The sequence below is a fragment of the Paenibacillus sp. J31R34 genome, assembly GCF_059383715.1.
Genome location: NZ_JBXENU010000001.1, coordinates 716,104 through 738,135 on the forward strand (window position 1 = coordinate 716,104; position 22,032 = coordinate 738,135).

19 protein-coding genes and 2 pseudogenes are annotated in these 22,032 nt (G+C 48.5%); 17 read left to right on the plus strand and 4 right to left on the minus strand.

Translation table 11 applies throughout. The annotated features are described in order from the left end of the window. Nucleotides 1-232: 232 nt before the first annotated feature. The 4 genes from AC50YG_RS03045 (at nucleotide 233) to AC50YG_RS03060 (ending at nucleotide 5,724) form a co-directional block, all read left to right on the plus strand. Nucleotides 233-1,720 carry a glutamate synthase subunit beta gene (locus tag AC50YG_RS03045; protein ID WP_341277845.1) on the plus strand — a complete coding sequence of 496 codons (1,488 nt, stop codon included), beginning with the start codon at nucleotides 233-235 and terminating at the stop codon, nucleotides 1,718-1,720. 84 nt (nucleotides 1,721-1,804) lie between these two features. Beyond that, nucleotides 1,805-2,125, plus strand: coding sequence for a hypothetical protein (locus AC50YG_RS03050; protein WP_473758518.1), 321 nt, complete (start codon nucleotides 1,805-1,807; stop codon nucleotides 2,123-2,125). A gap of 50 nt (nucleotides 2,126-2,175) precedes the next feature. After that, complete coding sequence (locus AC50YG_RS03055) at nucleotides 2,176-3,378, plus strand: hypothetical protein (RefSeq protein ID WP_494824600.1); 1,203 nt, start codon at nucleotides 2,176-2,178, stop codon at nucleotides 3,376-3,378. A 12-nt stretch (nucleotides 3,379-3,390) separates the two neighbouring features. Continuing rightward, nucleotides 3,391-5,724 carry a type IA DNA topoisomerase gene (locus AC50YG_RS03060; RefSeq protein ID WP_494824601.1) on the plus strand — a complete coding sequence of 778 codons (2,334 nt, stop codon included), beginning with the start codon at nucleotides 3,391-3,393 and terminating at the stop codon, nucleotides 5,722-5,724. Between the two features lie 194 nt (nucleotides 5,725-5,918). Here the strand turns inward: AC50YG_RS03060 and AC50YG_RS03065 are convergent, their stop codons facing one another. Beyond that, nucleotides 5,919-6,653, minus strand: coding sequence for an HAD family hydrolase (locus tag AC50YG_RS03065; RefSeq protein ID WP_494824602.1), 735 nt, complete (start codon nucleotides 6,651-6,653; stop codon nucleotides 5,919-5,921). Between the two features lie 154 nt (nucleotides 6,654-6,807). Continuing rightward, nucleotides 6,808-7,032: a hypothetical protein gene (locus AC50YG_RS03070; protein ID WP_046232593.1), complete on the minus strand. Its 225-nt coding sequence runs from the start codon at nucleotides 7,030-7,032 to the stop codon at nucleotides 6,808-6,810. Nucleotides 7,033-7,315: 283 nt separating this feature from the next. On the opposite strand from AC50YG_RS03070, the gene AC50YG_RS03075 reads away from it, so the two are divergent. From AC50YG_RS03075 to AC50YG_RS03125, 11 genes are all read left to right on the plus strand, one after another. Next, a complete protein-coding gene (locus tag AC50YG_RS03075; RefSeq protein ID WP_473758523.1) occupies nucleotides 7,316-8,041 on the plus strand; it encodes a phosphonate ABC transporter ATP-binding protein in 726 nt (241 codons plus the stop codon). Beyond that, the gene (locus tag AC50YG_RS03080; protein WP_494824604.1) at nucleotides 8,038-8,553 is read left to right on the plus strand and encodes a GNAT family N-acetyltransferase; all 516 of its coding nucleotides are present in this window, start codon (nucleotides 8,038-8,040) and stop codon (nucleotides 8,551-8,553) included. Before AC50YG_RS03075 ends, AC50YG_RS03080 begins: the two co-directional genes overlap by 4 nt. A 16-nt stretch (nucleotides 8,554-8,569) precedes the next feature. Next, nucleotides 8,570-9,181 (plus strand): DUF3298 and DUF4163 domain-containing protein, encoded by a 612-nt coding sequence (locus tag AC50YG_RS03085; protein ID WP_494824605.1) that lies wholly within the window; start codon nucleotides 8,570-8,572, stop codon nucleotides 9,179-9,181. Nucleotides 9,182-9,214: 33 nt separating this feature from the next. Next, complete coding sequence (locus AC50YG_RS03090; RefSeq protein ID WP_494824606.1) at nucleotides 9,215-9,808, plus strand: response regulator; 594 nt, start codon at nucleotides 9,215-9,217, stop codon at nucleotides 9,806-9,808. Between the two features lie 121 nt (nucleotides 9,809-9,929). Continuing rightward, nucleotides 9,930-11,564 (plus strand): amino acid permease, encoded by a 1,635-nt coding sequence (locus tag AC50YG_RS03095; protein ID WP_494824607.1) that lies wholly within the window; start codon nucleotides 9,930-9,932, stop codon nucleotides 11,562-11,564. A 378-nt stretch (nucleotides 11,565-11,942) separates the two neighbouring features. After that, a complete protein-coding gene (locus AC50YG_RS03100; protein WP_494824608.1) occupies nucleotides 11,943-12,965 on the plus strand; it encodes a phosphotransferase in 1,023 nt (340 codons plus the stop codon). Nucleotides 12,966-12,983: 18 nt separating this feature from the next. Beyond that, nucleotides 12,984-13,907, plus strand: a complete 924-nt coding sequence (locus tag AC50YG_RS03105) for a polysaccharide deacetylase family protein (protein WP_494824610.1) — start codon at nucleotides 12,984-12,986, stop codon at nucleotides 13,905-13,907. 39 nt (nucleotides 13,908-13,946) lie between these two features. After that, nucleotides 13,947-14,906 carry an AAA family ATPase gene (locus AC50YG_RS03110; RefSeq protein ID WP_473758534.1) on the plus strand — a complete coding sequence of 320 codons (960 nt, stop codon included), beginning with the start codon at nucleotides 13,947-13,949 and terminating at the stop codon, nucleotides 14,904-14,906. Nucleotides 14,907-15,056: 150 nt separating this feature from the next. Then, nucleotides 15,057-16,031 (plus strand): DUF58 domain-containing protein, encoded by a 975-nt coding sequence (locus AC50YG_RS03115; protein ID WP_494824612.1) that lies wholly within the window; start codon nucleotides 15,057-15,059, stop codon nucleotides 16,029-16,031. After that, the gene (locus AC50YG_RS03120; protein ID WP_494824614.1) at nucleotides 16,028-17,410 is read left to right on the plus strand and encodes a hypothetical protein; all 1,383 of its coding nucleotides are present in this window, start codon (nucleotides 16,028-16,030) and stop codon (nucleotides 17,408-17,410) included. Before AC50YG_RS03115 ends, AC50YG_RS03120 begins: the two co-directional genes overlap by 4 nt. 264 nt (nucleotides 17,411-17,674) lie before the next feature. Then, the gene (locus tag AC50YG_RS03125) at nucleotides 17,675-18,343 is read left to right on the plus strand and encodes a DNA alkylation repair protein (protein WP_494824615.1); all 669 of its coding nucleotides are present in this window, start codon (nucleotides 17,675-17,677) and stop codon (nucleotides 18,341-18,343) included. 308 nt (nucleotides 18,344-18,651) lie between these two features. On the opposite strand, the gene AC50YG_RS03130 is transcribed toward AC50YG_RS03125, so the two are convergent. Further along, nucleotides 18,652-19,272, minus strand: a complete 621-nt coding sequence (locus AC50YG_RS03130) for a hypothetical protein (protein WP_494824617.1) — start codon at nucleotides 19,270-19,272, stop codon at nucleotides 18,652-18,654. A 353-nt stretch (nucleotides 19,273-19,625) separates the two neighbouring features. Here AC50YG_RS03130 and AC50YG_RS03135 point away from each other — a divergent pair. After that, a pseudogene (locus AC50YG_RS03135) lies at nucleotides 19,626-19,967 on the plus strand (winged helix-turn-helix transcriptional regulator). A 615-nt stretch (nucleotides 19,968-20,582) separates the two neighbouring features. Here AC50YG_RS03135 and AC50YG_RS03140 read toward each other — a convergent pair. Beyond that, entirely contained in the window at nucleotides 20,583-21,050 is a 468-nt protein-coding gene (locus AC50YG_RS03140; RefSeq protein WP_494824619.1) for a hypothetical protein, read from the minus strand. 133 nt (nucleotides 21,051-21,183) lie between these two features. Here AC50YG_RS03140 and AC50YG_RS03145 point away from each other — a divergent pair. Next, nucleotides 21,184-22,002 (plus strand): annotated as a pseudogene (locus AC50YG_RS03145) (DUF3626 domain-containing protein); the annotation flags it as partial. Between the last annotated feature and the right edge of the window lie 30 nt (nucleotides 22,003-22,032).

Here is a 22,032-nt window from a genome sequence, read left to right on the forward strand (position 1 = left end):
GAAGCGCATTTATTTGAGTCGACTGGTAGAAACGTACGAACATTATGTTATAAAGTGCAAATGATTGTACGGATAATCCATTAACGATGGCAGGTAAGAGTGTTAGGATTTTGTAAAATGGCTCGCGAAAATTGAAAATGTTTGTTATTGAATAATTGCTGAATTCCCGATATAGTTTGTTAGAGAAGCCTTACAACGGTTGACGGGAATAACGGATGGAGGAAAAGCGTTCATGTCTACACCTACTGGTTTTATGGAATATCAACGAGAACTCCCAGCCGATCGCGATCCGATTGAGCGGATTAAAGATTGGGAAGAATTTCATAAGCATTTGTCCGATGAACAGCTTCGTACTCAAGGTTCGCGCTGTATGGACTGTGGAACGCCTTACTGTCATTCGGGAATGGAGCTAGCTGGCTCAACGTCGGGTTGTCCGATTAACAACCTCATTCCCGAGTGGAACAATTTGATTTATCGCGGTTTATGGCGTGAAGCGCTGGATCGTTTGCACAAAACGAACAATTTTCCTGAATTTACGGGACGGATTTGCCCGGCTCCATGTGAAGGCTCCTGTACGGTTGGCCTGATTGGTGATGCGGTTACGATTAAGACGATTGAGCAAGCGATTATTGACCGCGGCTTTGACGAAGGCTGGGTTGTTCCACAGCCTCCGAAAGTGCGTACAGGCAAACGTGTAGCGGTTGTCGGTTCGGGCCCAGCGGGTCTTGCGTGCGCAGCGCAGCTTAACAAAGCGGGACATCTTGTAACGGTGTACGAGCGTGCGGACCGCATTGGCGGACTTCTCACTTACGGTATTCCTACAGTCAAGCTTGACAAGAAGGTTGTTCAGCGTCGTGTAGACTTGATGGCGGAGGAAGGCATAAACTTCGTTGTAAACACAGAGATCGGTAAAGATGTATCGGCTGATGAGCTGCAAGGTCAGTTTGATGCAATCGTATTGTGCGGCGGCGCTACGAAAGCGCGCCCGGTAGATATTGAAGGCCATGAGCTTGAAGGCGTTCATATGGCGATGGATTATTTGAACGGTACAATTAAGAGCTACCTGGATTCCAATCTGGAAGATGGCAACTACATTTCAGCGAAAGACAAAAATGTCATTGTTATCGGCGGCGGCGATACTGGAACAGACTGCGTGGCAACCGCGCTTCGTCATGGCTGTAAATCAGTTACGCAATTCGGTACGCACGCTAAGGCTCCACTGGTACGCGATAGTATCAACAATCCTTGGCCGCAGTTCCCGAACGTCTATACGCTTGATTATGCACACGAAGAGGCAAAAGCGCTGTTCGGCGAAGACCCGCGTGCTTTCTCCGTACTGACAAAGAAATTTGTTGGCGAAAATGGCAAGCTGACTGAGCTTCATACGGTACAGATTGAACGTACGGTTGATCCGGAAACGGGACGCAGAATTTATACAGAAATCGAAGGCTCCGAGCAAGTATGGCCAGCTGATCTGGTATTTATCGCAGTCGGCTTTGAAGGCCCTGAAAATACGCTGATTGATGCTTTTGGCCTAGAGCAGGACCGTCGTACGAATGTGAAGGCGCCTTATGGCAAATATACGACGAATGCAGAGAAAATATTCGCAGCTGGTGATATGCGTCGTGGTCAAAGCTTGGTTGTATGGGCGATTAATGAAGGTCGCGAAGCGGCTCGTGAAGTGGATAAGTTCCTGATGGGTGCTTCCTTGCTTCCCTAAATTAATGGTATGATAAATGGAATAGCAGCTTATGAGGAGCGCCTTCGGGCGCTTTTCTTGTCGATAGGAGGAAATTTAAGCGTTATGATTAAATATGGTCTGGATACGGTAACGGAGCTAAAGTTTGAGAAAATCGTGGCGAGCATGGAGCGGCGCAATGATCAATGGGTGGATATTGAGCTGTTGTTTGAGCTTTCGGAGGAAACCCCTGCGCCCGACGATCTCATTGATTTCAGCGGACTGGTCATATGTACGCCGGAGGGCAGTATTGCTCAAATGGTGCCGCTGGACGAAGATTGTGACTGTGAATATCAATTTACTGCATTTGAGAAGGAACAAATTACAGCCTTTATTTTGCAGGAGCAAAATCAGCTGAGAATTAGGCAGCTCCCCTCCCCAATATAAGGAAGGTTGTGGTAAAATCAGTGTGAGATGACGTGAAGGAGCGATTCGTCATGCATGCTGAAGAAGCTTATGTGTTATCCCCGGCAGATGTCAGCAATATTCGAAAATATGTCCAGCACAAATATGGAGCGCTACCACAGGAAAAGAAAACCGAAATGATTGCCGATGCGGTGAATCGCATTATACATAAGCAGCTTCCGTCTTTTGACGAGTCGATTAAGCGCCAGGTGACGGCGCAGCTTATTCGAACGGCAGTACTGGAGCAGAAGCGCCCCGTACGTGCAGATGATATTTTTGCAGCTTGTTTATTATTGCTTGACGACCGAGAGCAGGATATGGAGCAGCCGATGCATCAATGGGTGGAGAAGCAGCTGCAAAGCGTCGTCGAGATCGAGCGCTATCGGCAGGCGATGGACAAGCTGCGTAGTTCTATAGAGCAAGCGGACATGAGCGCGCTCCCTTTGCCAAGTGCAAGTCTTGCGGTGAACGAGAGCTGGCTTCAGTTGAAAAATGATTTGCAGCCGGCTGACGATGAGCCACTGGCTGAAGATCTGCTTAGAGCGGGAGCGGCCGGCTCCCCCGGCTTGGCTGACGTCATACCACTGCCATTGCCGCTTGCAGCACCTCAGAACGCGCCAGTCCCTCATAAACGGCGCAATCACGTTATTGTGTACGGATTGCTCAGTATACTGCTTGTGAGCGTTACGCTACTGTATGGAGAGTCTCTGACGCGTACGTTAAGAGGGGCGCAGCCGGAACCTTTAATCCTTGCTCCCAATGAACCTGTGGAGATCGTCGAGCTGGATGGCCTGCCGCAAGAGCTGCGGTATGTAGAAATTGATAAGAAGAGGCTGACGCAGTATTTGAAAGGCAAATCGTCGATACTTGCCAGGCAGCCTTATTTAGATGCAATTATTGCCCAGGCGAAATCATTTGATATACATCCGCTGCTGCTTTTTGCTATAACTGGACAGGAGCAGGCTTTTGTACCTACTACGAACAAACAGGCGAAGGAAATTGCGAATAATCCATTCAATGTGTTTCACAGCTGGAAGGAATATAATACGACGATTAGCGATTCCGCTGAAATTGCGTCGCGAACGATTGTGAATTTAAGCAAGGGACGGCCAGAAGGAATGGATCCCTTCACATGGATTAACCGAAAATATGCGGAAGACCCTAACTGGTCGAACGGCGTTCGGTCGATATTTGCTTCCATGAAGCAATATGTGGAGACAACAAGCAAGAAGTAAAGAGGCGATTTGTTGAAGACATTAATTATTGCGGAGAAACCGGATATGGGCAGGACGATTGCTGCCGTGCTTGAGCCAAAGGCAGCGAATCGCCGAACGTATCTGGAAGGCGACCGTTATATTATTACATGGGCGATTGGGCATTTGGTATCACTCGCTGAGCCTGACCAATACGACGCGCGCTACAAACGGTGGAATGATCAGGACTTGCCGATTATTCCACAGGTGTTCAAGCTGTGGCCGAATCCGCGAACGAAGGATCAGCTTAAGACGATTGGCGAGCTAGCCAAGCGATGCGGCAGACTTGTTAACGCATGCGATGCCGGTCGAGAAGGCCAGCTTATTTTTCACCTAATCAGACAATATTTGAAGCTGGCGCAGCCCACGGATCGGTTATGGATATCGGATTTGACAGCGGAGACCATTCGCCGCGGTTTTGACTCGCTGCGCAGTGATGACGAATATGAGCCGCTTACAAAAGCAGCACGTGCCCGCAGCGAAGCCGATTGGCTGATCGGCATGAATGCTTCTCGCGCTTTTACGATTCGCCATAAAGCCTTGCTTTCTGTGGGCCGTGTACAAACGCCGGTTTTGGCGCTGCTGTATGATCGCCATAAGGAAATTACGGCGTTTCAATCGGAAACTTATTTTGTCGTTAAAGCGGCGTTTGATCAGTCCGGATTTGGCTATTCTGGTATTTGGCAGGGGGAGCGTCTGACCGATAAAGCGAAGGCGGAGGCGCTGGCTGCAAAGACAGCAAATAAGCCTGCGAAAGTGGAAGATTACCAGGTGGCGGAAAGCAAGGAGTATCCGTTCAGGCTTTATGACCTGACGCTGCTGCAGCGGGAAGCCAATGGCAAGCATGGCTATTCGGCCAAGAAGACGCTCGATATTGCTCAAGCGCTCTATGAGAAGCATAAGGTGATTACGTACCCGCGGACCAACTCCAACTATGTAACCGAGGAGAACATTCCGGTCATGGGCAATGTATTAACGATGCTTCAGGGCACTAGCGGCTATGGCGAGCTTGCGAAGGGAGCGGACCGTTCTCGTGTTCACAAAGGGAACAAAGCGGTGTGTAATCCATCCAAAGTCGAAGATCACCATGCCATTATGCCTACACCGAAGCGTGCTTCTGGCCTCAGCCAGGAGGAGCAAAACGTCTACGACATGATTGTCAGACGTTTTCTATCGCATTATTATCCGCCGGCGGTTTACAAAAACCACACGGTGCTGACGGTCGTCGAAGGCGAAACCTTCCGTACAAAGGCGAAGGAACAGCTGGAGCCCGGCTGGAAAGTGGTGCTGCCTCAGCAGGATTCCACTGCGGCTAAGCCAGCTAAGCGAGGCAAAGCCAAGGATGATAAGGAAGGCGATGATGAGGAAATGGTGACCGATCAGCCATTTAAGCTGGACCCGCATGGAGCGGTTCATTGCAGCAGCGTTGAGGCGATGGAAAAAATGACTCAGCCGCCCAAGTCCTTTACAGAGGGCACGCTGCTCAAAGCTATGGAAGGCGCAGGAAAGTCCATGGAGGATGATGAGCTGCGGGAAGCGATGAAGGACACCGGGCTTGGCACGCCTGCGACACGGGCAGCGACAATCGAGCGGCTGAAGCATGTTGGCTATATCCAGCTGGCAGGAAAGAAGCTGGATATTACGTCCAAAGGGCTCGCTGCGATTGAGCTTATCCGGAATGCAGGCGTTGAGCTGCTCGCTTCGCCAGAAATGACGGGACGCTGGGAGCAGCGGCTGCACCAAATTTCCAAAGGCGAAGCTTCGGATGATCGTTTTATTGCACAGGTGAAGCAATTCGCAGCCGTCATCGTCGATAAGGTTCGTCAGCAGCGTCCTGCTGCGCCTGGGACGTTCGAGGATACCTCTGCGAAAGGGAAGAAGGCAGCAGGCTCGACGAAAGGTGGAGGCCGTACAAGCAGCTCACGCTCGTCAGAAGCGAAGGCAGGCACGAAGTCGCCTGCCGGGGTTAGCAAGAGCGGGAGCTCCACACGGTCAGCCGGTAGCGAAGCGGCGAAGCCGCCCAAGCAAGCAGCGGCTTCTGCGGCTTCAAGAGGGCCGCTAGCTGCCTGCCCGAGGCAGGGCTGCAATGGCAGTATTATTGAAGGCAAGCGTGGTTATGGCTGCAGCAGCTTTCGCGAGGGCTGTTCTTTTGTTATTTGGAAGGAGCAGCAGGGGAAGAAGATTACGCTACCGATGCTGCAATCCCTGCTGGAAAAAGGGGCAACCAGCCAGCTCACCTTTAAGCAGTCTGATGGAAACAGCTTGAAGGGCAGGCTTGTATTGACCGACCGTGACAAAGGGACGCTCACGATTCGGCCGGCTGACTAGTTACCTGACTTTCGTACCCTAGTTGATTGAGCATTTTTCGATTTGATCAAGCGTTACCGAACATCGCAGCAAAATAAGCCGCCGAACCAACAAATCTGCTGGTAGGGCGGCTTATTTCATCTCGAAACGGTATCTTTGCCGCTAGAGGACGGCGACAGCCGTGTACACTTGAGATTAATCTTGTATTTCTTTAACTAGCGATTAATATATCCATAGATGGCTTCCGGCACTTCAACTAAATCATTCAAAGTGAAAAAGGCCCCTTTAGGCTCAACTTCAATATTGACGACATTATATTGCCATTCGGTATCCTTGCGCATATGAATGGCGTGGATGCCGGCAGTCAAGGCAGGCACAACATCCGTACGAATGGAGTTGCCAATCATCCAAGTGCGAGCGCGATCCAGCGCGGTTTCCGCTAAAATATGCTCTAATGCCTCATTGGTTTTATGTTGACGGATATAGATGCGGTTATTAAAATATTTGCTCAGATTGAGCTGATCGATTTTGCGGGTTTGAATCAACTGCTCGCCACCTGTATAGAGATGAAGCTCATGCCCCTGATTCGCTAAGGAGTACAGAGTCTCCTCCATATTTGGATAGGGCTCAGTATCATGCTCGTATACGCTAAGCCCAAGCTTCCATAGAAAGTCCTGCTCAACAGTAGAGCGCTTCCGCCCTGTAACGTCGGAGAAATAGGCGTAGCTGTCAACGAAGGATTGGGGAAAATGCTCGCTCTTGAAACCAAGCACAGCAATTCCGGCGATATCAATTTCTGTTTGTTTATCCCTTACAGTGTTTGCAGTAACGTCTTCATATCCAGCAAACCAGGTCGTCATCGCATCAACAAATTGACTAATGACCAAATAGAAATATTTATTACAATGGATTAATGTATCGTCGAGGTCAAACATAATGTGTTGCTTCATAAAAAGCACGGCTCCTTTAGCGCAAAATAGACGGTGTATGAAATCAATCTACAGTATCGGGAGCCTTACGTCAACGCAGCAAACCCGTTTTCACAACAGTAAATTAGGAAAATTAAGGATAAACAGTAGGGCAGCCGGGCATTTTCATGAAAAATCAAGCATATTTAAGCTGCGACACAAGCAGCGTTGTCTTAATAAAAGCGATGCGGCGGCGGATATAGAAATCCAAGCTGTCGCCCCGCAAGTCATTCGGAGAGATCACCTCCTCAGAGCTGTTATCAATAATCGTCAACTCTCCGTTTGCATAAAACTTAAAAGTTAAATCCCGACGTGGCCAATTTTTCTCAACGTAACGAAAATTTTCGCAAGTGCTCTTCATGGTGATCCTGCCTCCCTTATTAGATGTTTGAAAAATAGTCAATAGGAACATTTGTTCTTGTTTTTATTATAGCAAACATTTGTTCGTGTGGAAACTGTTTTTTGTTTCCCGTAAACTAGATTTATATAAATGAGCATTTTGCATAAATCCCCTGAGCGACTTTCAATGTACAATATTTAGAGCGAAGCGGTTTTATCGGTCTAAATATTGCACCTCGGAGCGACCCGAATCGAATTATACAAAATGCTGAAAATATGATGCGTGAAACAAAGGGGCGCGGAAAATGATAAGAATTTCGAATTTAACGAAGGTAATTCCCGGAGGGCCGAAAGTGCTCGACGATATACATTTGGATGTGGAAGATGGAGAATTTATCGCCATTAAGGGAGCGAGCGGAAGCGGCAAGTCGATGCTGCTTAAATGCTTGGCGCTGCAGGAAAAATGGACGCGGGGAACTTACAAGCTGGATGGAACGGACGTACTAAAGCAAGGTCTTACCGGTAGATTTAAAGTTCGCCGTGAGGTGGCTTATTTGGAGGAGAAGCCTGCTTTGTATCCGAGCAAGACGGGACTGAAAAATGTGGTTATCGGATCGGTGACCCAGACGCCGGCTTGGCGGCGATGGACCGGCATGGTGCGCGGCGACGATTACATGGGCGCTATGGATACGATAGAGAAGCTTGGCCTACTCGATAAAGCACATCTGAAGGCGGAGAAGATGAGCGGGGGAGAACGCCAGCGCATCGCCGTTGCCCGTGCGCTCGTGCACGGAGCGAAAATCATTTTGGCGGACGAGCCGGTATCCGGACTTGACCCGCACACGGCTGATCAGGTGCTCGCGGATTTAAAACGGCTTTGCACAGAGCAGCGCGTTACGGTTATTGCCGTGCTGCATCAAGGGGATTATGCGGAACGTTTCGCGGACCGCATTATTGGGCTCAATAATGGCAAGCTTGTCATCGACATTAGAGGCAGGCGCTTGACCGAACGGGAGAAAATGCTGCTATGAGCGAAGTAAAGCTGAGATTGATTCAGCAGCATGAGCTTTTACAGGCGCTGGAGCTTGAGCAGCGCTGTTACTCACCTGAGGCCGCGGCGACTGGAGCGGGATTTCAGTACCGTTTTCAGGAGTATCCTTCTTATTTCTGGTCCGCCTGGTCAGAGGAAGGAGAACTGCTTGGCATAGCCAATGGGATTCGAACGGAGCAGGAAAGCTGCGGTGATGAGATGAAGGGAAGTCACCAAGGCGAATACGCGGGAGACAACTTTTGCATACTGACTATTGCTGTAGCTCCGGCATTCAGGCGCAGGGGAATTGCTGCAAAACTGCTGGACAAGCTGATCCAGGCATGCGAAAATGAAAGGCTGAAAGCGATTATACTAATGTGCGAGCCGCCTCTTATTTCTTTTTATGAACAGGCGAAATTTACATACGTAGGCAAGGCTTCTTCCACACATGGAGGAATTGAGTGGCATGAGATGAGGCGTAATCTGCATACAATGGAACATTCTAGCGAATAGGCAGGTGTAGCCCGATATGGCGTTCCAATCTCCTGTAATCGTTCAGTCTGTCCGCAGTACGTCTCCAAAGGTCGAACTGTGGATGCCTCATATTAGCGGGGGATCCAATGAGGCAGCGGATAGTCAAATCAATGGGATCATTCACTCAGCAGCGCAGCATCTCATAGCCGAGCAAGGTACGCTTGAAGACCCGCATGCGGAGATGCAAGGATATTTTGAGCTCAAAAACAACCAGAAGGATGTGCTCAGCCTGTCTTTGTTCAACTATGCTTATACGGGCGGAGCGCATGGACTGACGCTGCAGCAGTCGCTTACCTTCAAGCTGACAACGGGACGTTCTTATGCGCTTGCTGAGCTGTTTAAGCCCGGCAGCAATTATATCGTCAAGCTGTCTGCGCTGGTCACCGCTCAAATCAGGTCACGAGATATTAGCACGCTGTCGCCGTTCAAAGCCATAAGGCCGGATCAGGACTTTTATATTGCGGACCGGACGCTGGTGCTTTATTTTGCCCTCTATGAGCTGACGCCTTACGCTTTTGGTTTTCCGTATTTCCCTATCTCCGTCTATGACATTGAGGATATGATTAATGAAAATGGCCCGCTCGGACCAATGGTCGTCAATTATTGATTTGTGCAACTTTGCAGCAGGAGAGAAGACAGCATGATGTATATTATTTTATTATGCGCTGTATTTGTCACGACGATCGCTTTCGTTGTTTATTTGCAGTATGTGAAAAAGGACAAGGGGCCGAGCCTTTCCGCGCCCCCCGTTCGGCGACAGTCTTCAAGCTTGCAGCTGGGTCCAGTAAAGAAAAGCTTTCCTGGCAAGCAAGGCATCGGGCGCAGCCAGCAGGCGCTCAAAGCTTTGGCTGGCAGCGCGGATGCAGCAAAGATAGCGGAAGGCAAAAAGCTGCTTATAGTTGACGACCAGCCGCTTATTCGGCTCATGCTGGCAGAGCTGTTTCAGAAGGCGGGATTTACCGTGTATGAAGCTGCGGATGGGATGAGCGCGCTTGAGAAATTCGAGCGTCATGGTGCAGACTGCATTTTGCTTGATTTTATGCTGCCTGATATGGACGGATTGGACGTGCTGTGCGCGATTCGCAAAAGCGATGCGAGCGTTAAAGTATTGCTTATTACCGCCTACGGAGAGCCTGAAAAAATGGAGGCTGCGGCTGAGCTGGGCATTACCGAGTGGATAGAAAAACCGTTTGACACCGACCAATTGTTGAATCGGGTGCTCGCGCTAGTATAGGGTGCCTGCTTTTGCCTAATAGTTAATGTCATAAATAATTAATGCCATGATTTATTTTGCTTGATTGCTGGCATGAGCCCTTCCGCCCTTACATATAATGCTTAACGATGGGGGTGGTGGGATGATTGCGCTCGTAATCGGGCTAGCTTTATTTTTCGCTGTATGTGCGGCTGCATTAGCTGGGGCTGTGAAGGCGCAGCAAAGTATCAAATCTTCAAGCCATCAGAGCATGACGGCTTATGCCACCTATATTCAAATGCAGCAGGATAAGCATGATTTGAATCTGTTTGGGCTTGCCCAGCAGCTTAGACGCAAATTTGGAGCGGCTGCTTCATTCGGACTTTCCTTCAACACGATGGGGCTGTGTGCAGCAGCTTTGTTGTTTCTCGCGCCTGCCCTGCAGCAGGGAGGGCCCATTGTCGTCGGCATCGGCATTCCGCTTGCTGCGTTGTTTGCCTTAATGGTAAGTGCATCGCTTGCTGAGTTGTCATCTGCTATTCCGACCGCCGGTGGCGTCTATCACTGGTCCTCCGCATTAGGAGGACGTGTATGGGGCTGGCATGCGGGCTGGTTTCACATGGCTGGTTACATGGGTCTCCTGCTGCTGACCAATCTGCTATGCGCCTCTTTGCTGGATGGCCTGCTTGCGGGCTGGCTAGGTTATATGCCTTCCATATGGACGAAAGCCATTATTGCCTTGGCAATGGTGATCACGCAGGCCGCTTTACACAGCCGGGGCGTCCGCCTGCTGGCTGTTCTGCTGCGCAGCGGACTGTGGCTGCAGCTTATCGCTGCAATCGCTGCAATCGGCATTCTAATGGCGCTGTATTGGCCGGGTGCTTTTTCGCCAGAGCTGTTATTTACGCTTCCTGCCTATAACGGAGAGGGGAAGGGGCAGTCCACCATTGGCCTGCTTGCAGGCTTTCTGCTTCTGCAAAAGCTGTTTCTCGGCATGGACAGCGCTGCCCAAGGTGCCGAGGAGACATCCGATCCCCGCATTCGCGTGCCATGGGCGATCTATTTATCGACGGCTTACACGTTTATTATTGGCTTTGTGCTGCTGGCTGTGCTGACTCTTGTATGGCCTGGCTTCTCAAATGGAGGCATACCGACTGGCGGGAGCGTGTGGTTTGCGGGCAGTTTGCTGGATGCTATAAGCCGATCCCCGCTCGTGTCACTGCTCCTAGTCGTACTGCTCTATTCGAGCAGCAGCAGCGTCCTGATCGCTTGCTCGCGATTGTTGTACAGCCTGACGCGCGATAAGGCGCTGCCTTTCAGCAAGCAGCTGTCGGGCGTTCACCCTGCAACTCAATCACCCGGGAAATGCGTCTGGCTCGCTGCCGTTTTGTTTTTCTTTATCCTCGTGACATCCTGTTTGCTCATTCCAGAGCAGCTGCTGACGGCTGTCGTCCCCAGCTTCACACTGATTTGCCTATACACGGCGTATGCAATACCGATAGCGTTAGCGCTGCACGCAGGCAAGAAGCACAAGCTGCTCATAGATGCGCCTTGGCATCTCGGAAGGTGGAGCCCTGCTGTGAATATAACGGCACTGGTCTGGCTGCTGCTTAGCGTTGTGCTGGCGGCGATCGTGCTTGGCAAGGAGGGCATCATGGGAGCGGGTGCGGTGCTGCTTGTGTCGGCAGTGCTCGATTTGCGGTACCGAAGACGTCATCTAGAGACGCTGCAAAGCCGCCTGAATAAAACTCACGGAGAAATTATTAGAATTGAGCGAAAATTCGAACTAACGGAGTGAGGAGCCAGTATGGGAAATAGAGAGGTGGAAATGAGCCGTCTATTTCCCGGGGAAGCGCACAATCCAACATGTTTAAAATGATTTCGACAGCAGGCTAACGATTGCCTAATAAAGCTTAAAACCCGAGATAGCGTGTCTGCCCACAACAGATGGAAGGGGTAAAATCAGTGGAAACTAGATATGGCAAAATGAAGGCGCTCAGAAGCGATTAAGCAGTATCTAGCTGTTACAAAATGTGTCGAAGCTTGCCTGTAAAAGGACACTTCAATTAAGGGGAAATAGCGAATCTCATCGGCTGATTTCCGATTTTTTGCCAACTTCTGCTCCCAGCAAGTATAATAAAGGCAGCAACTGGTAGCTTAGGGGAGGACAAAACCATTGAGTCAGCATGATTTTTCAACATTTTTGGACCAATATGAGCTTGGCGCACGATGGGAAATAGCTGCCGGAGACAGCGGCATGAACAATACAACACGGATCGTGCAGGCGGGAAATAACCGCTATGTGCTGCGAATTTACAACAATCATCAGAATAAGTCGACCGTTTTGCTGGAGCACGAGGTGTTATTTGGGCTGTTGGGGCAAAAAAATCGCCATTTTGACGTTCCGATGCCTGTAGCGAACCGCGCAGGGCAGACCGTAACGGAGGCGCAGGGCGGCAAGCTGGCAACGTTATGCCATTTCATTGAAGGCAAGCGGCCTTCCGTCGAAAATATTTCCCACATTAGGGGACTCGGAACCGCTGCGGCTGCCTTATGCAAAGGATTAAGCGTCATTAAGCCACAGGGGGAGCCTATTTATGATCCCTATTACAAGCTGGAGCAATCTTATGAGGCCATAAGCATCCCAGCTATGCGAGATATTGCTGGCGAAGCTGGGATGCTGCCGGAATTTGAGGAGCAAATCGCTTGCTTGCAGCAGGAACGAGAAAGCTTGCGCAGCGATCTGAAAAGCATAGCCGAGCTTCCACATCAATGGATTCATGGCGATTTGAATTTCAGCAATTCCGTTGCACGTGGGGATGCTGTAGTCGGCTTGCTGGATTTTGAGTTTTGTACCGTCGATGTAAGGGCAATGGAGCTCGCAGTCGTTATTGTGGATTTAATTGACTGGGCAGATGATGGGCAGCTTGCGCGTATCGCCTTGTTTTGTGAAGGCTTTGGGGCGGAATTGCGGCTGACAGAGGAGGAGGCCAACACCATTCCGCTGCTGCTTAAGCTGCGGATGCTTGATGTGACACTGCATTTTATGACACGCTGGCGAGAGCAGCTTGACGAAGCGGCGGTATTGCAGAAAATTGTAATCCAAGCGGCAAATATAGTGAAATGGACAGGCAGCAATGAACTGCGTTTGAAAGCGCTATTTCAGGAGCTGCTTGCTGGTGTTGGTCGACCACAATAATTTGGAGGAGTTGGGCTCATGAGTGTTGCAGCCGCATTAGGATACAGCAGCGATGAAAGACTGCTCATTGTTAATGCAGATGATTATGGCTTATGTGGTTCAGTCAATAAAGCGGTGGAGCAGCTGTTGGAAGAGCGCGCAGTAAGCTCGGCAACGATTATGATGCCGTGCCCCGCAGCACGGGAAGCGGCGAGGTGGAGCGCACTACATCAGGAGCACGATGTTGGCGTTCATTTCACGTTTACAAGCGAGTGGGATAATTATCGCTGGGGGCCCGTAAGCAAGCCCGAGAATGTTCCTTCTTTGCTCGTAGAGGGCGGATATTTCCCGAAAGATAGCCGCACGTTTGAGCTGCAGGCCGACTCCGAGCAGGTTGAGCGAGAGCTGGTTGCCCAGATAGAGCTTGCCCTGCAATTAGGGATGAAGCCGAGCCATGCCGACAATCATATGGGCAGCTTGTATGGGCTTGCGACAGGCAAGCATTTTTTACCTATTGTATTCGACGTGTGCGCCAAATATGGCTTGCCTTTTCGCCTTCCGCGTCATTTGCTTGGTGATCGTGCACAAACAGCCTCTCCAGAGCTTGCTGAGCAGGCGAAGCAGCTCGGAATGCTGGCGGATTCCAAAGGCGTCATCATACTGGATTACTTAGTCGCCTTGCCATTTCAACTGCAGGCAGGGGAGACGTATGTGTCGTTCAAAGAGGCGATGAAACAGCAGCTGCGCAGCCTTAAGCCGGGTTTGACAGAGCTTATTATTCATCCGTCGCTCGTAACCGATGAGCTGTTTTCCTTCCATGGCCAGCCTGAGAAACGCGGGCTTGAGTTCCAGTTGTTCCGTGATCGAGAGATTGTGCAGGTACTGCATGGCGAGGGCATTCGGCTCGTTCGCTGGTCGGATCTGCAGCGGGTGCAGCGCGAGCGCTGTGGCTGGGGCCAATAGAACATCTTAATTTTATAGTGAAAAAAAGGAGCTGCTAATATGTCTTACCAATCCATTGCTGCATTATCTGAACAACTGAGAAGCAATATTGGCCGCGTTATCGTAGGGAAAGAGCATATAGCCGATTTATTGTTTATCGCATTAATTACCGGCGGCCATGTGCTGCTGGAGGATGTGCCCGGAACGGGCAAAACGCTGCTGGCCAAATCGCTGGCGAAGTCGCTCAGCCTGACATTTCGGCGTGTGCAGTTTACGCCGGATTTAATGCCGTCAGATTTGACGGGCATTCATTTTTACAATCAGAAGCAGGGCGACTTTGAGTTCCGGCCCGGCCCTTTATTTACGAATATGCTGCTGGCTGATGAGATTAACCGCGCCACTCCGCGCACGCAGTCCAGCCTGCTCGAATGTATGGAGGAGCGGCAAATTAGTCTCGAGGGCGAGACGATGCCGCTTGCGCGGCCGTTCATGGTTATGGCGACGCAAAATCCCGTCGAGCATCAAGGAACGTTTCCGCTGCCGGAAGCGCAGCTGGACCGTTTTTTATTCAAGATTAAAATGGGCTATCCCACAACGGATGAGGCGCTGCAAATTTTGAAGCGCTTTAAAGAACAGGACCCCCTGGAGCAGCTTGCACCTATTGCAGGGGCAGACGAAATTGCTGAAGCTCAGCAGCTGTATTCCTCCGTACGCGTATCGGATGATGTGCTGCTTTATATGTTGAAGCTTGTAGAGCAGACACGGAGCAGAGAAGAAGTGCAGACGGGCGTAAGCCCTCGCGGCAGCCAGGCGCTGCTGAGAGCCTCGCAGGTGCAGGCGATTTTGCGGGGAAGAGATTTTGTAACGCCGGATGATGTTAAAGCGATGGCGCAGCCCGTGCTGGCCCATCGTCTCGCGCTTCGTGGACTGCAGCGTACACAAGGCAGCGCAGATAAAATTATCGAAGATATTATTAGGCGAACCGAGGTTCCTGCCGAGGCAGGGCTTCTCGCTAAATAGGCCAGTTAATAGACGATGCTTGTCTTTTCTTTTATTATCGCTGCAATCATTATTGTTGTGCTTCAGGCTAAAATTTTTCGCAGATTTGCTCTGCGGAGCATTAGCTACTCTAGGCGGTTTAGTCAATCAACCTGTTTTAGTGGTGATCGTATGGAATTGGTGGAGCAATTGTCAAATGGCAAGTGGCTGCCAGTTCCTTGGCTTCGCGTCGAATCTCAATTATCCTCTCAGCTCATCTTTCGCTCGCAGGACAATCTTGCGGTGAGCAGCGGCGAGCATTACCAGAATCATAAAAGCTTTTTCAGCCTTATGCCTTATACAAAAATTACTCGCACGCATTCGTTTGTCAGCGCCAGGCGCGGGGTGTACAAGCTTCGCTCGGTTGCCCTGACCGGCGGCGATTTGCTGGGCATTCAGCATGATATGAAGCAAATGATGATTGAAGGCGAGCTGCTTGTATATCCGCTCCCTGCACAGGTACCGTTGGATGAGCTGCCCTCCCATAGCTGGCAGGGCGAGACGTCGGTGCGGCGATGGATTGTGGAAGATCCATTCGTTGTGGTAGGCGCAAGAGATTATCGTCCAAGCGACTCCTTCAAGGCGGTCAACTGGAAAGCGACTGCTCGGGCAGGCAAGCTGCAGGTTCATCAATATGATTATACAGCTGACCGGAAGCTGATGATTTATTTGAATGTTGAGGATCATGAGGGAATGTGGCGTACGATTACGGATGAAGCATTAATCGAACGGGGCATTGAATGGGCAGCAGGAGCAGCGGAGGCTATTACGGCGAGCGGCATGGAAGTCGGCTTTGCTGCCAATATGCCGCTGCAAGGCGAGCTTGAAAGTGCCATGCTGCTGCCCCGCAGCGGACATGACCAGTGGCTGGCGATACTGGAGCTGCTCGCGAAGCTGTCGCTGATCCGGACGGAGCTGTTCAGCGATCTGCTGCAAAGGGAGAGCGAGCGCGGTGTAAGTGGCTGCGATGTGCTCATTATTTCAGCGTATTGGAATGAAACGCTGGAGCTTGCTGCCCAGGAGCTGCGTTTTGGCGGCAACTCCGTCTCGATTTGGCTATTAGCAGGGCAGGCTAGCGAACAGCTGGAGGCAGGTGGCGTATCATGAACAAATCGCTTAGCGGAAAAATCGCAGGAATAGCTGTAGGGAAAGGCTTACTGGAGCTGTTGTTTTTTCTGCCTTTCGTTTTGCCGTTTGGTGCTTATGCGCTCTCAGGCGGCCTCCTTATCGTATGGCTGATCAGCTTGCCATTATGCTATGGCGCTGGCTCGCTGCTGCTTGCCATTTCAGAGAAGCTGATTAACAGCAATCGCGCAATAAGACTATGCCTTGCCTTGCTGATTGGCATTTTGCTTTCTGATGGTTTGCTTGCCGTATGTGGGGCAATTGCAACGGTATCAGGAGCAAGCTGGCAAGCTTGGTGGCCAGCGCTTGCTATTTTCGGCAGCATCGCTGCTTATCGGGGAATGAATGAACGGCTGCACAGCTGGCCGATTATGTTTACCGGCAGCACGATGATAATAGGCATTTTCGGCTATTTAGCGCTTCAACTGGCTCAATTTTGGCTCATTCCGCTTCAGCAATACTCGATTTGGATGACAGCGGGCGGGATCACAGCGTTGCTTGTTTATTTTTTCATGGTGAATGAGCGGCTGATGCAGCGCGAGACGGATCAGACGGGGCAGCATCGCCCAATCTCAGCCTCTATAGAAGCCTTCAAACGTCAAAATAGATGGATGCTTGCTCTGCTGCTGCTTCCTATTATTGCAATCGGCTTCATCAGGCAAATTACGCAGGGAATAGAATGGGCAGTGCGTTCTCTCGTTCAGCTGCTTCTGTCATTAATGACGGGACGCGAGGCGGAGACGCCTGCTTCACAGCAGCCGGAAGCATCGCCGCCCGCTTTTCCGCCTGTGGAGCAAAAAGATCCTGCCACTTGGCTCGTTTGGATCGAAAACGTATTGAAAGTCGTTATTATAATCATCGTTATTGCTGCGATAGGACTAGCTGTTTATTGGCTGCTGCGAGTCGTGTATCGCCTCTCCAAAGCATTTCTCGCCAAGATGGCAGAGCGCTCTGCTGAAAGGCTGGGAGGCGAGCAAGGCTACACGGATGAGGTTGAAAGTTTAATGACCTTAAATAAATGGCAGGATGGCTGGCGGCTGCGCAGAAAAAGCAAAAGGGGAGAGCAGGCTGTGAAGTGGGAGGAGCTCACGGGAACAAGGGAGCGAATCCGCTATTTATACAGCCGCTGGGTGAAGCGCAGCATAAGTAAGGGGTATGTGTTTCAGGCTCATTTGACGCCTAGGGAAACGGCAAAAGAGCTGGTCAAATGGCAGGTGGCTGCGAAGACTGAGGATAGCTATAGCGAAGCAGAACAAAAGCAGCTAATCAAGCTTTATGAGGAGGCGCGCTATAAGGAGGAGGAGCCGCAGGAAGAAGCGGTAAACGCCTTGTATGCGCGCCAGAAGAAACGCGGTAAATAGTTCAAAATAGCCTGGTCGGAGAATGGTCCGGTCAGGCTGTTTTGAATGGGTGTTCAAGAAAAACAAACGACTAGACTTTGAACGGCATTAAGATGGTAGTTTAGTTGAAGATGCGATTGGGTGAAGCGTATCACAAGTAGGGAGAAATGAATCACACCTTGCACAATTGTATGCAATAACACTTATAACGAAATTAAGTTATTGATATATCGCCCCAAGGACATATTATGAAACAGTGCTTTAATAAAGGAGTTGTGGTGTCAAATGGATAGGAATAAAAGTACAGGAATGAAATACTCTTCAAAAGCAGAAAACATTCTACCACAGATCAATAGTAAAACTAAGCTAGGCGACTTACGAAAAATCGCGAAGGACATTAAAAAAGATCACGAACTAGCTATGGAACTTTGGTCAACCGAAGAGTTTTTACCCAGACTATTAGCAATCTTAATTATGGATAAAAAACTGCTTTCAAAAGAAGTGCTAAATAAGCTTGATAAGGATATGCAGACTCACACCTTTGATGAGCGAAATAACTTAATGGATTGGTTAATGGCTAATCAGCTCTCCAAAGACAAGAAGACAATTACATTGATGGAGTCATGGGAAAATAGCCCTTCTGCTCTTCAAAGGCGAGCTTTCTGGTATTCTCAAGCGCGATTGAGATGGGTTGGACAAACACCGCCTGATAACACCGTAGACTTACTTTCTACATTAGAAGCTAATATTACGCAGGAAGAACCGGAAGTTCAATGGGCAATGAATTTCACCGCAGGCTGGATAGGCGTTTATGATCAAAAGTATCGAGCACGTTGTATTAAACTTGGTGAGAAAACGAGTCTTTATAAAGATGAAATGGTATCAAAGGGCTGTACTCCCAATTATTTGCCGGAGTTCATTGCAATTGAAGTTAACAAACGAAATAAAAATTAGTTACCCCTGAAAAACTTCATTAGTGTTTGATGTAAAAATAAAGGAATTGAAATCCTTAATATGGACAAAGGTTCTGAAGGTAAGCTTCCAGATCCTTTTTGCTTAAAGAATTTCGCCTCTAGAATGATACGGTGAACCGTAACCACAAGTACCGGCAAGCCTTTAAATGTAATTTTCTCCAGAGGTAGAAATCTGAATGCTCATACGCCGATTTTTACGGGTTGAGCTCTTTTCGTTAAGCAGATAAATGATTAGGTTGCTTGAATAAATAAAAAAGAGCCGCGGATTATGCGGCTCTCAATCTGATTTTATCGACCAATCGTGTTCGAAGCCCAGACAGGAATCCAACTATTGGGATAATTGCTATTTGTCAGGGTTGAGTTATAGAGAACTAAATTCCCATCATTTTGCATGATCAGCGTGTCACCAGTTGTGTTAGTTGGCAAACCTCTTCCGTGCTTGGAAATCCAAGAGGCGGTATCGGTAAACCAAGCGTCTTGAATTTTAGTAGTGTCAATTACCCAAACCGTATCATACCCCCACCCATAGTGATATTCGAATTTACCTGTGGCGTGGTTGAATCCAAAACGATAAGCATATTGGTATATACTTTGAGGTTTTGTTCCATATTGGTACATTACCAGTTTCCCAGTTGGTTCAAATTTAAACGAAATGGCCCCACTGTTATTCGTACGGCTACTCCAAAGAGAAGAACCATTCTGATAGATGACAAAATTTCCGTCATTCTGCCAAATGGCTGAAAATCTACCATCTTGCGAGGTGAGATAATCCCCCTTTGCAAAGCTGCCACCTATAGTAAGTCTATCTCCAAGATGGCCTGCGGAAGCCGTCGCTGGTAAGGCAAATACCAAAAGCAACAAGCAAGGTATCATAATACGAAAAAAACGGGGGAAAAGTTGTTTACTCATTTGATACACTCCTAATCTTTATAATGGTTAAAGCTAAATGCATAGAACAAGAAAACGTTACAGTTAGTGCATGTTTCTGTACAGCATTCTGTCAGGGGTGGCAAAGGAGAAATTAACCCGCCCCAATTGGTATGAAACTGGAATTAAGAATTAAACTTTTCTCAGGTTCACCTCCTTTGATAGACAAGGCAGCCAGTTCACATCATCAGACGATTATCAATACTTTATCTACCATCATATCAATTTAAAATAAAAATATCCATAATTTTCTACTAGTGTTTGGATCGGAGATATTTTGTTAATATTGTGATGATGGTTTGCGGTTATCTTACAATGGTCGGGAGTTGAACATATTGCGGTTAGGAGCCCAAGACGATAAGACGAGGGATGGTATACTAGCAACATTGGCTATTATTGGAGGTAAATAGAAGTATCTGATTTTATTTATATTGCTGCATGAGGGGACCAAGCGATTCGAAGAACTGAGGCGAATGCTTCCGGTAATTACGCAGGGTATGCTTACCAATCAACTGCGGGAGCTCGAACGGGATGGGCTTGTCGAACGTCGTGTATATCAGGAGATTCCTCCTAAAGTTGAGTACAAATTAACCGTTCATGGACAAACGCTGGAGCCGGTGTTGACGGATATGTGCAGTTGGGGATTTAAGCATCTCGACTTTATGAAAGACTCTTAATAAAGCAGATCTTATGCTGCCGCCGAGGGTAAAGCTGACGGAGGGTAGTAATGTAATCCCGCATCATAGATTCGTCCTCGAAGTGGAGGTTTCCCATACCTGTCATGATCAGCGGAAGTCGAGAACAATTGTGGTTCTACGGTTAGAAGGAAAATGCCTGCTTTCGAGATAGATAATCTTGGTTTTATAGAATAGCATGCGGAAAGCAGGAATAGATTAACGAGACTTGCCGTTACAGAAAGCGCACTGAACCGTATCATAAATAAGCAGGTTTTTGTGAAGGAATCCATGCGGGGCATGGATTTGTATAAATGTGTGTAGGATTCGGGCTATGGTTCATGAAAATGATATATGTAAGAGAAATTACTTTTTTTAATTTTATGCTAAGGAACTCTGTAACTTGAAATCAAATTAATTCCATTTTTTTGTGGATATGGCGTAGAATAAAGGTAGGCATTCAAGGACAGCAACGGTCTGCCCATATACATAGCAGTTTCGGCTTAAAATTGTAGGTGTTGGACCAGACGGAGTTATTTTATGTAAAGGTTTACAAAAAAAGCTTGAATGATTGCAACAAGAAGTCCGGGGAGGGTGGGACTTCTTCGATGTCAATTCTTAGTAATCTAGCCGGTCTGTGATATACCCGGATACATGCCATGTATTCGTACTGTTATAAAATTTAAAATAATTTCCGACCGGCTGGCTTAAACCGTATACACTGCCGGGAATCGCCGCAGCGACCTTCACATTATTTTTGTAAATATCGAATTTGCCATTGATTTGATCGACGGTAGTCGATCCAAGACTGATTAGACGGAATTCAAAACGGTCGGTTCCGACTATCGAGATTGCATTGAAAAATGCCTGATTTCCTGAAGCCAGCGGGGCTTCTGTCCAACTCGCTATCGCATTGCCGCTTGTCGAGGTCAGCCAATTGCCTGTCGTTCCATCCAATACATACAACGGTTTTTGTGAAAAAATACCGTGGACATATGTGGATGGTGCTGCCGAACTGCTTAAACTAAAACCCATTACAAAGATGGAAAACAATAGAACAATAGAAGTGACTAGCCTTTTTTTCATCATTCCACTCCTTTAACTTGATAATTGCCTCCCCACAAATGGAGCATATGATAATAAAACTAATATATACATAAATATGAAAATAAGGGTAATTTACCGCCATTTTGTTCTCGATTAAATCGATTTCTATTAGATTTCTAATGGCAGCGTATCCGCCTACCCGGGAGGCGCTCGGGATCTCTGGGAGATGAAGTTGTTTGGAGGCGCTTATCAGTTGGAAGGCATCACCAACAGTGAAAGGCCAAAATACGGCGCGTTAGATTTAATGTTGCATTCTGATGGTCCGTCTCCGAGGTTTGGTTCGTGTTATATCCTTCTTGCTTCACAGGCATCCTATCGTTGCACATATACTTACGGTGGTTCTCAGGATGATCCTCTAGAAAAAGGAACCTATGAAGAATTCGATGACATTTTAGCCGCCGTTCTTAAAGATGCATTCTTCCGAGAATATGCTCTTGGAGAAAAGGATCTGTCGCCCCGAAAAGTGGTCGATTGGCTTTTGTTCTGCTTAAATCTCCCTATCACTGAACGTATAAAACAGATGCCTAGTCGAAATCTTAATCACTTCATTGAGGCTCAAATTCACGGTGATATTTTTCTGCAAGATGACGTGGAAATACTGGTGGCCGATCCTTCATTTCAAGGAACAGACATAGAGGGAACTTTTGAGAAGCTATGCTTAAAATATTCAATAGAACTTCATTGGCATAAGGGATATGCTATCCAGGCCGATAAAGTACCACCGGATTTTAGGGGGTCAACCATGCCATTACTCGCCAAACGTATAGCCATCGACAATCTAATTGATGTTAGAGCAGTCGGAACTGCGGTCAATGATTTGATATGCAATCCGGATCTTTGGAGTGATAGAGGAAATTTAGATGGGGTGCTTCAGGAATTAAAATACATGTGGCACGTGCTGGTGCGATTCGGAGAACCGTACCATAAATAAGGGCAAGTTTTTTTGCGGAATTCCTTGCGG